This window comes from Saprospira sp. CCB-QB6 (assembly GCF_028464065.1).
Classification (GTDB): domain Bacteria; phylum Bacteroidota; class Bacteroidia; order Chitinophagales; family Saprospiraceae; genus Saprospira.
The window spans coordinates 932,199-948,132 of the sequence record NZ_CP116808.1; the positions used below are offsets into that span (position 1 = coordinate 932,199).

10 protein-coding genes are annotated in these 15,934 nt (G+C 43.5%); 8 read left to right on the plus strand and 2 right to left on the minus strand.

The window, feature by feature from the left end; all coding sequences use genetic code 11:
• Positions 1–276 precede the first annotated feature (276 nt).
• From PPO43_RS03525 to PPO43_RS03540, 4 genes are all read left to right on the plus strand, one after another.
• Entirely contained in the window at positions 277–1,173 is an 897-nt protein-coding gene (locus PPO43_RS03525) for a hypothetical protein (RefSeq protein WP_272620423.1), read from the plus strand.
• A 247-nt stretch (positions 1,174–1,420) separates the two neighbouring features.
• Positions 1,421–2,995 (plus strand): hypothetical protein, encoded by a 1,575-nt coding sequence (locus tag PPO43_RS03530; RefSeq protein ID WP_272620424.1) that lies wholly within the window; start codon positions 1,421–1,423, stop codon positions 2,993–2,995.
• A 10-nt stretch (positions 2,996–3,005) separates the two neighbouring features.
• Positions 3,006–4,055, plus strand: coding sequence for a hypothetical protein (locus tag PPO43_RS03535; RefSeq protein WP_272620425.1), 1,050 nt, complete (start codon positions 3,006–3,008; stop codon positions 4,053–4,055).
• A gap of 204 nt (positions 4,056–4,259) precedes the next feature.
• Positions 4,260–5,657 carry an arginine decarboxylase gene (locus PPO43_RS03540; protein WP_272620426.1) on the plus strand — a complete coding sequence of 466 codons (1,398 nt, stop codon included), beginning with the start codon at positions 4,260–4,262 and terminating at the stop codon, positions 5,655–5,657.
• A gap of 821 nt (positions 5,658–6,478) precedes the next feature.
• Here PPO43_RS03540 and PPO43_RS03545 read toward each other — a convergent pair.
• Entirely contained in the window at positions 6,479–9,070 is a 2,592-nt protein-coding gene (locus PPO43_RS03545) for an OmpA family protein (RefSeq protein WP_272620427.1), read from the minus strand.
• Positions 9,071–9,399: 329 nt separating this feature from the next.
• Here PPO43_RS03545 and PPO43_RS03550 point away from each other — a divergent pair, with 329 nt between their 5' ends.
• The 3 genes from PPO43_RS03550 (at position 9,400) to PPO43_RS03560 (ending at position 14,218) form a co-directional block, all read left to right on the plus strand.
• The gene (locus PPO43_RS03550) at positions 9,400–9,597 is read left to right on the plus strand and encodes a hypothetical protein (protein ID WP_272620428.1); all 198 of its coding nucleotides are present in this window, start codon (positions 9,400–9,402) and stop codon (positions 9,595–9,597) included.
• Between the two features lie 275 nt (positions 9,598–9,872).
• Positions 9,873–13,043, plus strand: a complete 3,171-nt coding sequence (locus tag PPO43_RS03555; protein ID WP_272620429.1) for a bifunctional cytochrome P450/NADPH--P450 reductase — start codon at positions 9,873–9,875, stop codon at positions 13,041–13,043.
• A gap of 284 nt (positions 13,044–13,327) precedes the next feature.
• On the plus strand, positions 13,328–14,218 hold the full coding sequence (locus PPO43_RS03560; RefSeq protein ID WP_272620430.1) for an RluA family pseudouridine synthase: 891 nt from the start codon (positions 13,328–13,330) through the stop codon (positions 14,216–14,218).
• On the opposite strand, the gene PPO43_RS03565 is transcribed toward PPO43_RS03560, so the two are convergent.
• The gene (locus PPO43_RS03565; RefSeq protein ID WP_272620431.1) at positions 14,215–15,279 is read right to left on the minus strand and encodes a M42 family metallopeptidase; all 1,065 of its coding nucleotides are present in this window, start codon (positions 15,277–15,279) and stop codon (positions 14,215–14,217) included. The genes PPO43_RS03560 and PPO43_RS03565 overlap by 4 nt on opposite strands.
• Before the next feature lie 195 nt (positions 15,280–15,474).
• Here PPO43_RS03565 and PPO43_RS03570 point away from each other — a divergent pair, with 195 nt between their 5' ends.
• A complete protein-coding gene (locus tag PPO43_RS03570) occupies positions 15,475–15,897 on the plus strand; it encodes a DUF2892 domain-containing protein (RefSeq protein ID WP_272620432.1) in 423 nt (140 codons plus the stop codon).
• The last annotated feature ends 37 nt before the right edge of the window (positions 15,898–15,934 follow it).

Genomic DNA, 15,934 nt, shown 5'->3' on the forward strand with positions numbered 1-15,934 from the left:
GTTACATAAAATGCAGGTTTATAAAAAAATATAGGGCGGATTTAGAAACAATGATATACCTCTCCTAGCTAACAACCACAACCTATTCATATAGAAATATCAATCATTAAAAATCTCCCTCTCTCCAAATTCATGGGGCTGGCCTTTTCTAGGCTATGCCCCTTTTCTATTCAATACAAGATCGGCACGAATTATGGTGCTGTAGCGGCCCTAACTGTAAGGTCTATCCTATATGCAGTAACTATCCATGAATTATTATTAAAATTTAATTGAACTATGGCTTTTAAGTCGAAAATTACGGTTGATCAGCTCAAGGATTTGACGGAGGTGAACTATATTAAATTGGCGCAGCAGGAAGTGAAGCGTGCCGCAAAATTTGGAGAAACGGGAGTTGTGGTCCTTTCTGATTATCAGTTTGCTTGTGGGGCGGTGAGTACGCTCCTCATCTTGGGTAAAATGTCGGGCCCATTGATGAAGTTTTATAAGCAGATGAAAACGGAGCGAAGTAAAGAGAAAGACTTTGCCAAGGGAACTTGCTACTTTGAAAATATTGATGGCGATCAGCCTACTATGCGGATCGCTTTGGATGATGGCAAGGGCAAACCAGCCAGAATCAAGAAAAATGGAAAAAAGCTTTTGAAGAAATTGGGCCTAGCCGTAGAGATCTTTAAGGGGGAAATAAATTTGGCCAATGAAACCTTGGCCCAAGAGGAACTGGATACTATTGAGGCAGAAGTAGATAAAGAGAATGACGATCAGAAAATGGCCTTAATTATTAAGGCCTATAAAAAGGCGTTTGCTTCGGTTGTGGCGGATGTGGTCCCCTTGCTAAAAGCAAAAGCGGGAGTTGAAGAGCAGCATTATCAGTTGGCTTTAAAGCTACTGAGGCTCTCTAAATCTATACAGGATAAACAGGAAGAAATTTCGGAAAAGCAACAAGCCAAATATGTAGATCTGGTCGCTGAGGTTAAATCTAGAGAACCTAAAGTGATTAAAATTGTGGCCAATCTGAAGAAAATGTTGGCCAATAGCACTTTGGTGGGCAATTTTAAGGAGCTGCATGAAGAAATGAGTGAGCAGACCGCAAAAAGGCCTTTATCTGAGGAGCGTCGTATGCAGATAAAAGGACGACTTGAGGCCTTAAAAGAGCGCTTAAAGGCACTTAGCGCCTAATCATTTTTTCTATCCTTAGATAGCTATTGGGAAGTGTACAGGGGAAAATGCCTTGACTAGCCTAAAATGGCCAAAGCGCAGAACTCCCATTTGGCCTAGCGATGTGCAGGGGTGGCCGAAGGCCAGACCGAGGCGGCAAAGCCGCCGAAGGGCCGAGCGAATAGCGAGCCCTGAAACGTAGCGCCGCAGCTTTGCTGCGGAGGCCCCAAATAACAGCTATCCTCATTTTTTTCAAAACAAATGCAAGATGAATAAAGATCAGAAACGTCAGGAATTAGAAGCGATACAGGCCGAATTGTTGGCTATCAAAGAAGAATTGAATACGGCAGAAGCGGCAGAAGACTTATTGGCAGAATTGGAAGCCGTCAATATGATATTGAGTAGTTTTTGGGCAGCGAATGATTTTGATCCAGCGCCTGAATTGCGCAAAATAATTGATGCCTCGACGCTTCCCCAAAAGATAAAAGATGCTTTGTATAAGCTTTTTGATGAAGTGGATCATTCGGAGGCTATGGAGGCTCAGCTTTATGCGATTTTGAATGGCGCCAAGCAGTTCTTAAACAAAGAAAGTTTGGCCACTTATAATGTAAAATTAAAGTATCAGGCGATTTTGGATTGCCTTGCGTCCATGCACCTTAACAACATGAGTTATCAGGACTTAGATATTGCTTTTGAAAAGAGGTTGCGGGAGTTGCTGGCTAGTAAATTGACCCTAGAAGAAAGTCCTCAGCAATATTCTTTAAACATAAAAAAATGGCCCATTATCAGTGGAAAAACTTGGGATGTTGATGCTAGCCTAAGTATGGAATTTTTGGCGGATCAGAATGATGTAGTTCAATACCAAAGTGATAAGGGTGATAATTGGCCAGATTTTACAGCAGCTTTGTTTAAGAACAGTGTTTCTTTGAAGCTACAGGATATTGTAAATAGAGATTTTGCGGCTAGATTTACCACAACCATTTTTAATGCATCGGGTCCGATTCCTTTGGGAGATTTCACGGATATGCTAGATGGCTATTTTGGGGAGAAATTTCCTGGCGTGAAGGTTAGCTGGGCCATTAAAGGAGGTGTAATTTCTGGGGGAAATCCATTTAGAGAAGGCAATAAGTTAGTTGTTCCAAAAATAGCTATTGGGGTGACCTTATTGAAGGTTCAGGCAAAATTGGTTATTGATAGTACCAAAACATTTAAGGCCTTAATTGGTGATCCTGCATTTCCGATAAAAAAAATGGGGAATTTCGATTTCAATATTTCGGTCTCTTTGAAATGGACTCCCGAATTTTTAGAGCGTTTGAATCAGAAGAGCGTAAAAACTAAAACCCCAAAGGTTGATCCTGATAAAGGGAAAATCGACATCAGTAAAGAGGAGAAGAAGATTTTGAAGGAAATGGGGGAAGATTCTAAAAAAATAATCTCTAATGTCGATGAAATTGCGGATAATATTGATCTTAAAAATGATATTACCACTAGGAATAGTACTCGAAAAGCCTTGGATAAGGATAATGCAAAATTAAGCAAGGAAATACATGAGAAGCTCAAAGCAATGCAGAAGTCTGCTCAAAAATTAAAGTCTAAGGGGGCCCAAAAGATTGCCAATAATGTAGTCAATGGAGCGGGCAATCATATTGTCAAGAAATTGGGGACTCGTTTGGCGGGCAAAGTCATTCTGAAATTTATTCCGGGCCTAAATGTCATTAGTACAATAGTCGATGTTATAGAAATTGGCGCTATGTTATACAATTACTTTAGCAGCCCTAAAGAGTACTTCATTGAGCCTAAAAACTACGATACGAATCCTATAGATACAATGGATGACCTTTAAATGCTAAGCAATGGAACAATTTCAGCATTGGCAGGCCCAATTATTCCGCAAAGATCGGGGAATATGGAGCTATATTGTTGAGCCAATTCCACCTTATTGGTTTGTCCCACTACAAGTCATATTCTTCGCTATATTTATTTTGGCTGTAGTGGGAATGATCCTCGCTAGTTTGTTCGAATTAGAATTGATTCTGCATATAAGCTACTCTATTTTTCTAAGCTGCTTTGTCCTTCTTTTTCCAACAGCGCTTATTTTGGCATACAAAGATGAGGACTATTTATGGTATCCTAAATTTTGTATTTCGGATCAGCAGCTCAAAATTCTTTCTGGGGGCTTAGGACTTTCTTTGTTTAAAGAAGATATGCAGCGTATTCAATTGGCTAGTGTTATTCAAAAAAAGGTCTTCAAGAAAGAAGTTTATCAATTAGTTGTTCAACTGACTGATGGTCAACAAAAGCTTGTTCCTTATTACATTCAGAATAAAGATCATCTAACTATTTTTTTGAACCTATTGAATCGGGAGGAAAGCCTAAAGCTAGCCCTTATCGATCAACCTCTATCCGCTACTCTTTATATTCAAAAAAAAGAGGAGTTGATCATATTCGCCCATCAGGATGCTGATAGCTTCATCAGCCGTAGAAGAATTGTAGCAACCATTGCTTTTCTAGCCTTCATCTTAGGCGCAGTACTTTCTGCAACCCTTTTGGAGAATAAAATAACTTCATCTGAAGGTTCTCTCTATTTAGTTCTAGGAATAGCCTGCCCTTTTATTCTTTGGTTAATTTATGAGCAATATAGATACATGAGCAACTTAAAAATGGTGATCTCTCCTCATCGAGTAGCCTTAAAGCGGCCAGATTGGCCTTTCCCCTTGGCCGCTTCTTCAATAGAGCAGCTCGGCCAAATAGAGATTGTTCAAAAAGAGCGCAATTCATTTGAATTAGAGTTTATTGCAATGGATGGCAAAATTATTAAAGCACCAATTGTTTTCCAACAATACGAACAAGCCGCCGAATGTAAAAAACAGATTTTAGCATTAACCCATTTTAAAGCCTTGTAAAAGGACTAAAGAAATAGCAAGATCGCCTTAAAAGTGGTGATCTTGCTATTTTGTTTTCTTAGGGACTCTGAAACAACTCCTTCAGCAATAGCCGCCAAAAACTATCCCCCGCAAAAACTCAATGCTAAAAAAAAACAGTAATTTTGCCCCGCAGCTAGCTGCCCGTTTTTTATTCAATTTATCAAAGAAAAAACAACTAAGGCATTGAATAACAAATATATAGATCTAATTCAACAAACTTATGACTTCCCGCAAGGAAGCTTTAAGGTAGAAGATAGCCACCTCTGGTTCAATAATATCCCCCTTAAAGAATTGGCCCAGCAATTCGGCACCCCTCTAAAATTGACCTATATCCCCCGCATCGGAGAACAGGTGGAAAGAGCCCGAGGCTACTTCCACAATGCCATGGAAAAACACAACTACCAACAGCCTTATCTCTATACCTATTGCACCAAAAGCTCGCATTTTGCCCATGTACTCGACGAAACCCTCAAGCATGGCGCACATATCGAACTCTCCTCTGCTTTTGATACCGAAATTGTCCTCCGCCTCCTCAAACAAGGCAAAATCAATGAGGATACTTATGTCCTCTGCAATGGCTATAAAACTCCCGATTATTTCGCCGGGATCCAACGCATGATCCACGCCGGCCTCAAAAATGTTATCCCTATTCTCGACTGCAAAAGCGAGCTCCGAGTCTACGAAACCTTCGACGCCAAAGAGGTCCAAATTGGCCTTCGTATTGCCACCGAAGAAGAACCCTCTTTCGACCTCTATACCTCTCGATTCGGTATCCGCCGCACCGAATTACTCGATTTCTACCGCTACCGCCTACATAAACACCCCAAAGTGAAGCTCAAAATGCTCCACTTTTTCATCTATACTGGCATTAGCGATACCACTTATTATTGGTCCGAATTGCACAAGTATATCAAACTCTATGTGCAGATGAAACAGCTTTGCCCAGGTCTCGAAATGTTCAATATCGGCGGCGGACTCCCTATCCAAAACTCTCTAGAATTCGAATACGATTACCAATATATGATCGACGAATTGGTGGGCCAACTCAAAAGCTATTGCGAAGAGAAAAATGTGCCCGAACCCACCCTGGTCTCCGAATTTGGTAGCTTTACCGTAGGCGAAAGCGGCGCAACGATCTTCAAAGTCCTAGGCACCAAACGCCAAAATGATCGAGAAATCTGGTACATTATCGATAACTCCCTGATCTCTACCCTACCCGATATGTGGGCCGAAAAACAACGCTTTATTATGCTCCCCCTCAATAAATGGGATGTAGAATATCATCGCGTGATCCTCGGCGGCCTCACCTGCGATAATGACGATTATTATAAGATTATCTCCGAAGATGAAGAACTCTTCCTCCCTAGCATAGAACCCGATGATGTCGAACCCCTCTATGTCGGCTTTTTCCACACCGGCGCCTACCAAGATTCCCTCAGCGGCTATGGCGGCGTCCACCACTGCCTGATCCCCTCCCCAAAACACTTACTCGTAGATGTCGATGAACAAGGCCAACTCCAATACCGCCTCTTCGCTCCCGAACAACGATCCGAAGAAGTGATGAAAATTCTCGGTTACTAAAATAACTAAAGCCCGCAACTCTCTGTGGGCTTTTTTTATGCCCATAAGAATCTGTTTTTGGGGCCTCCCGCCTGCGGCGGGCGGTTACTCCCTTTGGTCGTCGAACTGCGGCCTAAAGGCCTTGTTGTCGTTCCGCAGCTCGCTGCTGTTTTGGGGCCTCCCGCCTGCGGCGGGCGCTACGTTGCGCAGCTCGCTCTTCGCTCGGCCCTTCGCCGCTTTCAGCGGCTCGGTCTGGCCCTGCGGGCCACTGCTGCACATCGCTAGGCCGATGCTGTAGGTTGAAACCTACAGCAAAACGGTATTGCTTCGCAATGATCTTTAAATGAGTGGTTTACCCCTCATGAAATTAACTTATCGGCCATACTTGGATAAAGTTTCAGAATAGAAGCAGCCTGCAAAACCGCAAAAAAGAACCAAAAACAAAAAAAGTTTACAAAAATGTTAGCTTTATTTTGCGTTTACGGAAAGTTATCCTTATAATTGTATCAACAACAGTTACTATCATAAACCATAACTGTAAGTTTATAGGTAAACTGGTCATTGACTGTGGGTAAGCCTCTTGGCTTACCCCAGCTTTGGCTAAAAATGAGAATTTAAGCTAAAAGCTGGGTGCTACATAAAACAGCCCCACGTTCCCCATATAAAGCAGCGAGACCAACTGCATGATGTTTTTTGTTTATTTGTTTGTTTTAATAGTGTTTTTTAGGTGAACGTCAACAACTCTGGCAGCTGCAAGCTCAGCTGCCGCTTTGTTGGCCGTTAAAAAAAAGCGCTTAGCCCAATTGGCTAAGCGCTTTTTCTCTATTCTATCATAGAAATCACTATTTCAATCCAATGACTTTAAAGTCAGTTCTACGGTTGACCGCATGCTCTTTTGAGCTACAAGGCACCCCGTCCTTACATTTATTGAGCGGTAGAGTCTCTCCATAGCCCTTATATTTTAAGCGGAATTTGCTCACGCCCTGCTCAATTAAGTAGTCATAGACCGCCTTCGCTCTACGCTCAGAAAGGTCCAAGTTCTTAGCCGCTGAACCTCTAGAATCTGTATGTGAGCGAATCTCTACAGAAATGCTGTTCGCCTTGAGAATGCGCACAATCTCATTGAGGCCACGCATATCTCTTTTGTCCAAAACAGCACTGTTGGTCGCATAGTTAATATTATCTACCTTAATAATATCTCCATACTTAAAACCAGACTGCCCTATTACCTTAAATTCTGTACGGCGATTTACTGCATGCTCTGCCTTACTACAGCGAACCCCATCTTTACAATGGTTCAAAATTTCTGATTCGCCATAACCTTTGGCGACTAAGCGACTAGCCGGAATCCCCTTGCCTACCAAATAGTTTTTCACAGCAGTGGCCCGCTCCTGCGACAATCGTTGGTTATAGCTTTTGGAGCCCGTAGCATCTGTATGCGAACCAATTTCTAGCTTTACGTGCGGATGATCTTGCAATACTTTAAGTAATTCCTTCAAACCTGGAGAGTTTTTGTCTACTGCGGTTTTATCATGCTCATAATAAATATTGGCCACCTTAATATAATCTCCAATCGCATAATGCGATTTGCGCTCTGGCGTTCTTCTACTGCTTACGGTTCTGCCTCCCGAACTATTGCTTGTGCTTGTAATTCTGGGCCGATCCTGTGGATTATCCATTTCGGCCACCGCAATTGCAGGCATATACTCTTGCAAATATTGGCCAGCTTCCGAAATTCGCCCAATTACAATAAATTCTAAACGTCTGTTGGCCCGATGTTCTTCATCTGAACAGCGCACGCCATCCTTGCAGTTATTGGATAAATATTTTTCTCCAAATCCTTGGTAGCGAATGCGCTTTTTGTCCACTCCCCGACTCACTAAATACTCATAAGCCGCTTTTGCTCGCTGCTCTGCTAAAAGCAGGTTAGCTCGATAGCTGCCCTTAGAATCAGTATGCGCATAAATTTGAATGACCGTCTCTTTTTGGCGCAAAAGATCTTGGACCAATTGGTCCAAAGTATCATTCTTGATTTTATCTAAACGCACCTCTTTTGGCTGATAAATATCGACCAAAATAAGTTTGTCGCCAGGCTTAAATCGCCGAGGTTCCCGAGCTGGCAAAGGCCGCTCTAACTTTAAGCGATAAAGATCTTCATGTCCTTGCCCAGCGGGACGGTTAGAGCTAAAAAAGCCAAACTCTTTTTCCGCATCATAATAAAGCGAGAGTTCATCATAAGCGGTATTTACATTGGGGCCCAAATTGGTCAAATTCCCCCATTTCACCCCATCTTCATAGCGCTCTACCGTAAAGAGGTCCAAACCACCATAGCCAGCTTGCCCATCTGAAGCAAAAAACAAACGCCCTTTGCTATCCATAAAAGGGTGTAATTCATGGCCTGCTGTGTTTACGGCTGGACCAAGATTTTGGGGACGGCCCCAACCGTTTTTGGTCCGAAAAGAAACATAGATATCAAAGCCACCATACCCCCCAGGGCGATTAGAAGTAAAATAAAGGGCCGAACCATCTTGGTTAAAGCAAGCTTGCCCAGTAGAATAAGGCGTTTTATTATCTAAGGGCGAGTTATGCTGAAAAAACTGCTCTTGACTGTGGTCCCAACTATTCCATTTTTTTATGGGATAGAAATAAATATCCATCATCAGGCCAGCCTCTGGAATGGGCCGCAGGCCATCCATATAATTATTAGAGCTGATCGCCAACCAATCTTCTTTGGGGCTATAGGCCATAGGCGCATCATTGATGTCTTTGCTCGGCATTTTGTGCAAGGGCTGAGCTTGGCCAGTGGGTTCGCCTTTTTCATCAAGAGCCAAATAATAATATTGGTTAAAGGCATCATTGGTCCAAGTGGTTACTCCTTCATCTTTTACGGCTACCGATCGAGAAGAAGAAAACAGCAACAAGCCATGATGCATTAGGGGGGCAAAATCGGCGCTTTTGCTATTGACCCCATCTAGGCTGAATACGGAGAAATAGGGTTCAGCTCCATCTTCTTTTTTGATAAACTCAATAGCGGCCAACTCTTGTTTTACTTCCTTGGCCCATTTGGCGGGTACTCTTTGGAGGTAAGTTTGGGCTGCATCTAGTTGTTTTTTGCTTTTGAGCAAACGAGCATAGGGCAGATAATAATTCTCTTTGCCCTGCTCAATAAGGATTCTCTTTTTATAATAGGCCAAAGCCTTATCCAGCTCGTTGCAAAGGGCGTATGACTCGGCCAATTGGGCCAATAAATCGGCCTCCTCTTTGGCCCCTTCGCCTAGGGCTGTTTCAAACTGTAAGACCGCCTCTTTATAAAGTTTTTTATGGTAAAAATCTTGGGCCTTTTTCAAAGCTGCACTTTGGGCCGAAAGGCTTCCGCCTCCTAACAAAAGCCCAAAACCAAGGGTTAATAAGAGCTTTTTTCCTATTCGCTGCATAGTTCTCGGATGAGTTCAATTTCTGAAATGAATGCTGCAAAGATAGGCTTTTATTAGGGAACTCATTTAAAAACAACTGTTCTTGTGTGGGAAAGCCAAGTTTGTGTTTTTGGTCCTTAATCGGCCGAAGGCCGAACGGCTGAGGGATGGACAGCAGTGGCCCGAAGGGCCAGACCCAGCGGGCGAAGCCCGCGCAGGGCCGAGCGAAGAGCGAGCTGCGAAACAGCCCGACCCGACCGAAGGGAGGGGCAGCCCCAAAAAATAAAATTATATTCGGTAAAATCGCAACTTTGCCGCCGCAGAAATCGCCAATATTTATCAAAGCAAATATGGCTCTTACGGCATTCTACAAGAAATTTAAACAAAAGCTACTCCCCCACCAGATAGACATAAATGTCTATAGCCATTTTAACTACCAAAAAGAAAAGTTTGTAGGGCAAGCCTTTTACCATCATCAGCAATTTTCTGATGCAAATCAATATGATTTTGAGCTAAACTTCCGATATCAACTAGGCAAAATCAAGTAAATTATCTTTTGGCGCTTTGCGTCTATAATAGCCCATTATCGAGGCCCACTACTTCTAGTAGTGGGCCTTGACGCTTTACGACAAGCAAAGATCAATGTCACTAAAAACCAACTTTAAGGCAAAAAAATAGAACAAAATAATATTTTATAAAAAAGGGAATACCAAAACATAAAAACAGCCCAAAGTTTGTAGCTAAAATAGATTATATTAAGACAGATTCTTAATAAGAAAGTTTTCTAACCCTCCATTTATCTATTAACCAATCATTTAGCCTTATGAAGAGCTCCACTGCTAACCCTATTCCCCAGCCACCAACCTATCCTTTTGTAAAAAATGTACTCAGTCTAGACATCACCAAGCCTGTGCAAAGTATGGTAGCACTAGCTGAAAAATATGGTGGAATTTATCGCCTAACTGTTCCTAACGACACCATGATTGTGGTTAGTGGACAAGAGTATGTGAAAGAACTTTGCGATGAGGATCGCTTTGACAAAAAAGTTTTTGGGGCATTAGCCAAGGTACGCGACCTAACTGGAGACGGTCTTTTTACAGCACATACCGAAGAGCCCAACTGGGGCAAAGCCCATCGCATTCTCACGCCTGCGTTTGGTCCACACGCCATGCAAGATATGTTTGATAAAATGTATGATGTAGCCGAACAACTCTGCCTCAAGCTAGAGCGGCTTGGGTCTGATGAGCCCTTCAACATTCCCGAAAACATGACGCGTTTGACGCTAGATACTATTGCGCTTTGTGCTTTCGACTACCGCTTTAATAGTTTTTACCAAAGCGAAATGCACCCTTTTGTAGAAGCTATGCTCTATACCTTGCATGAGGCCAACCAACATATGCGTCGTTTGCCTATTATGAACCGTATACTCTACAAAACGAGACAGCGCTATGAAGATCAAATAGAATATATGTATACGGTGGCCAATAAGATTGTTCAACAGCGTAAAGAAGCAGGGCCAGAAGGGCAGGTTAATGATCTTTTGGGCCGTATGCTTGAGGGAGTAGATCCTGATACTGGTGAAAAGCTCAGCGACCAGAATATTACCTACCAGATGGTCACCTTCCTCATTGCAGGCCACGAAACCACGAGTAGTATGTTGGGGTTCGCCTTCTATCAAATGCTCATGGACCCTGCAATCCTGCAAAAGGTTAAAGAAGAAGTGGATGAAGTTCTTGGGCATGAAAAATTACAGTTTCACCATCTAAGTCAATTAAAGTACTTAGATATGGTCCTCAAAGAGTGTTTACGTCTTTGGCCTATTGCTCCTGGCTTTAACCTCAAAGCACTTAAAGATGAAGTCATCGGTGGTTACGAGATCAAAACCACAGACTCTATTTTTGTCTTTTTGCCCTCTTTACATCGAGATCCCAAAGTTTGGGGTGAGGATCGTCATAAATTTAACCCAGAAAATTTCTCTCCAGAGAATGAGGCTAAAATTCCCCCCGCAGCCTATATCCCTTTTGGTAATGGCCGTCGCTCTTGTATTGGTCGTCCCTTTGCTTTTCAGGAAGCTAAAATGGCTTTAGCAATGCTCATACAGCGTTTTGAAATTAGTTTGGCCGACCCCAATTACGAGCTCATTCTAGATGAAACACTTACCCTTAAGCCTGATGAATTTTATCTAAAATTCAAGAAACGAGCAGACTTTAAACAGCTAGAGGATAGCCCTAAAACAACAACTAGCACTCCTTTGAAGCTAGATAAAACCAAAAATGTTTTTGTCCAAAATAAGCAGCCCCTTCACCTGCTTTATGGTTCTAATATGGGCTCTTCTAAAAAGTTTGTAGAGCAACTAGCCGAAACCGCCAAAATATTGGGCTATGTCCCTAGTATACACAGCCTAAATGAGGGGAAAGCCCTCATGGCCAAAAACCAAGGGCATTATGTTATTATTACAGCCTCTTATGAAGGGCAGCCTACCTATAATGCTGAAGAATTTGTAGATTGGATTGTGGAACAGCCTGAAGGTAGCCTAAACCATGTACAATATAGTCTTTTTGGTTGTGGAAACTCCGATTGGATTCATAGCTATCAAGCGGTTCCCCGAAAAATTGACGCAGAATTGCAGCGCTTAGGTGCTCAGCCTTTTTTAACACGTGGAGAGGGAAATGCCAAACAGAATTTCTTTGCTTCTTTTGACCAATGGCATGACGAGCTTTGGCCTGCTCTAGCCAAAAGTTTAGGAGAAAACGGCCAAGTGCCTATCAAAAAGAACAGTTATAAAGTTCAATTGCTACACGATTGGCATGCACAGGCTTTAGGCGAAAATGATTTTGTCCGTGCTCAATTACTTAGCAAAAAGGAATTGGTCCAACAAAATAGCCCTTTTGCTAGTTCTAAAATTGAGTTACAAATTGCCTTGCCTGAAGGCCAAAGTTATAAAACTGGCGGTTACATTGATATTCTGCCTCAGAATAGTCAAGCTAATATTCAGCGAGTGTTGCGCCATTTTCAAATGCAACATGATCCCTATATCAAATTGGAATCGGAAGAGCAGTCCGTTGCCCTAAAATTACCTTTGGACCAGCATATTCGCCTGAGTGATTTACTTAAGTATTATGTAGAGCTACAACGACCTGCAAGCAAAAAACTACTGGAAGAAATTTTGGCTCAAACTCGTTGTCCATTTTCGGCTCAAGGAATTCAACAATTTATTGACAACTATGAGGCAGAGGTTTTACATAAAAACCGCAGCTTACTTAGTATTATCGAGCAGTTTCCTGGAGCAAAGATTGATCTAGGCCAATTTATTACAGCTTTGCCTGCTATGCGTCCTAGAACCTACTCTATTTCTTCTTCCGTTAAACAATCTCCTGAAAAGGCTAGCTTAGTAATTTCCTGCATTAAAGGAGAAGCTTGGTCTGGACAAGGAGAATACCAAGGCCTAGCCTCTAGCTATCTCAGTCAGGTAGAAGAAGGCAACCTTCTTTGGTTGCGCTTTATGCCCAATTTACCCAACTTCCCTGCTCCAAAAAGCGAAGATAAACTCATCTGTATTGCTGCAGGTACGGGTATCGCCCCCTTTAGAGCCTTTATGCAAGAACGCAGCCTAGAGAAAACGCCAGAAAAAGCGCTATTTTTCTATGGTTGCCGTGCCAAAGAAGTCGATCAACTTTATGCGGAAGAGTTTGCGCAATGGGAAAAAGCAGGTTGGTTAGATTTGCGTCCCGTTTACTCTAGAGCACCCGAACAAGAAGATCAAACCTATGTACAGCATCGCCTTTGGGCAGATAGAGATGCTTTTTGGGATGCTTGGCAAGAAGGCGCCAAAATCTATATCTGTGGAGATGGCGAAGGCATGGCCCCTGCGGTCCGTCAATGCCTCATGGATATTTACCAAGAAAAGACCCAAGCTACAGAAGCCCAAGCCCTAGATTGGTTGATGCAAATTGCAGGTAAGGACAAGCGCTATTTTACCGATATTTTTAGCTAAAAAAAACTTAATTGTCCCATAAAAAAGGCTCAGCAAGGAATTGCTGGGCCTCTCTGCGTTTTGCAGGGCGCGAAGCGCCCGCAGGCTGAGGGGCTGTAGCAGGGCCGCCGAAGGCGGCAGACCAAAGGCTTTTGAAGCGCAGCGAAAAGCCTGCAGGGCCGAGCAGACCTGCGAGCTGCGCAATGGCCCGACCCGAGCGAAGCGAGTGGGCAGCCCCAAAAAAGAGAAAGATTTGGGCCATGCAGCTAGACAAAAAAGCCTATATTGGCGGCTAATTTTTGCTTATGTATTTAGTTGCGGAACATCTGGTTCAGGAAGAGCAGGCGGGAAGAGTGTATGATTATGCGCAGGGGTTATTTCCTTTGCTTCCCAGCCGAAAAAGTGTAAAAAAAGCCCTAGATAAAGGCCTTTTGAAGGTTAATGGGCAGGCGGTTGGCACGGGCTATTACTTGCAGACAGGCGATGTTTTGGCCCTTTGGCAGCGGCCTGTCAATCAAAAAGAGCGGGAGTTGCCTTTGGAGGTGCATTATGAGGATGATGATTTGGCGCTAGTTTACAAGCCAGCGGGCATTGCCGTTTCGGGCTATCACAAACACAATTTTCAGCAGCGTTTTCAGGCGGGTTTGCAGCCTTCTTCGGCGGAGGATGCCCTGCCCTCTCCCCTGCCGGTGCATCGTTTAGATTTGCCTACACAAGGTTTATTATTGGTGGGAAAACGAGCCTCTTCGCTGCGTTTTTTGCAGGCTGCTTTTGCCCAAAGAAAGGTACAAAAAACCTATTTGGCGGTTGTTATGGGGCGGCCAACGCAGGCCAAAGGGCGGCTCGATAGCCCCGTAGATGGCAAGGCCGCTGAGACTGATTATCGCTTGCTTTGGAGCGTTCCTTCTTTGCGTTCTGGGCAGTTGAGCTTGCTCGAACTGCGGCCAAAAACGGGACGGAAACACCAGCTACGGCAGCAATTGGCCCAGATTGATTGTCCCATTGTTGGCGATAAGCAATATGGGCCAAAAGGAAAGACCCTTTTGCATAAGGGTCTTTTCTTGGTTTCTATTGGATTGGCCTTTCCGCATCCTGCAGGAGACCAACTTGAGCTCAGCATGCCCGCTCCAACTAAGTTTTTGCGCTTATTGGAACGGGAGCGCAGGCAATGGGAAAAATACCAGCCCTTGGTCTAACGGAAAGACCAATCGTATTTTGGAATATTCAACAAGCACTGCTTGAGCAGCTGAATACTTTGGTAAATATCCTCTTTATGGGCCATTTCTACGGTTTGGTGCACATGTCGACAAGGAATAGAGATCGCCCCTGTGATGGCACCTGATTTTCCATATAGTTGCAAACCGCCAGTATCGCTTCCGCCACCGGTCAAGATTTCGGGCTGCCAAGGGATTTCGGCTGCATCGGCTGCTTCTTTCATAAATTGCACCATGCGATAATCGCAAATACTAGAGCCATCCATAATTTTAATAGCAGTCCCCGCGCCCAAAGCCGTAATTTTCTCATGTGCCTGGGCCCCAGGCACATCAAAAGCAATGGTAATATCTAGGCCCAAACCGAAATCGGGGTTAATATTATGAGCGGCAACTCGAGCGCCACGCAAGCCCACCTCTTCTTGTACCGTAAAAACGCCATAGACATCATAATCGAGTTGCTCATCTTTGAGCTCTCGCAAGCATTCGAGCAGAATAAAAACGGCCAAGCGATTGTCCAAAGACTTAGAGTTCACGCAATCGCCCATTTCAATCAGCTCTCGCTCTCGACTAATGGGATCACCTACCGATACGTACTTTTCGAGCTCTTCTTTGCTCATGCCCGTATCAATAAAATAGTCCTTAATGCCTAGACTTTTGCCTCTTTCTGCGGCCGACATCAAATGAATGGGCTTGCTGCCCATCACGCCAACAATATCCTTTTTGCCATGCACAATCACCCGTTGTGAGCTCAATGTTTTGGGATCAAATCCGCCCAAAGTATGAAAGCGCAAAAAGCCCCCATCTTCAATATGCGTCACGATAAATCCAATCTCATCTAAATGAGCCGCCACCATGATTTTTTTCTTGGAGCCCTGGCCGCTTCCCTTGCGAACTGCATACAAATTGCCCAAAGCATCCGTAAAACAATCATCTACCAAAGGACGCACTTCTGATTCTACAAACTGACGCAAACGCTGCTCAAAACCAGGAGGCGCCGCCGTTTTACAAATTGTACTGAGTAAAGGGATATTTAGTTTCTCCATATTTTTATTATTTTTTTAATGATTTTGACTCTACACTTTTGGCTTTGACCTAGTTTTAAGAGGAAAGTGCAGCCCCAAATGTAGGGAGATCCACAAAAAATATATGCTATTATTGAATAAGCTAGCAGCAAGCTACAATAAACTCATATAATAATAGTAAATTAAAGGCTCAAACAGGCAGTTATCCAACACCTTATGAAAACGAGAAATCAAATAGACCAATCTATCGATGAATTGCTAAACCGCATCGAGCAAGAGTGTCAGGAAGAACCCGACACCCTACTTAGCATTCATCCAGCCCATTATACCACCGAACACCTCTTTCAGCTGCGGGGACGTTGGCAACAACGCAACCGAGAATATCAACGATTGTCTAGAATTATCTTTGCCGCAGGCGTCGCCGCTCCCCTCTTTTTTGGCCTTGGTATGCTCGGATTTTGGTCTTGGGCCATTTTAGGCCTCATTTTTTTCCCCATCGCCGCCACCGCCTTTATGTTTTTTCTGCTCGGTAGCATCTGGCTATCCGCCAAATATAAAAGCAGCGGCTACCAACAAGCAATCCTAAAAGCCATAGACGAAGAACTCAAAGAAAGAGGACAATTCCTAGAAGAACATTAATAATAATTTTTTGGGGCCTCCGCAGCAAAGCTGCGGC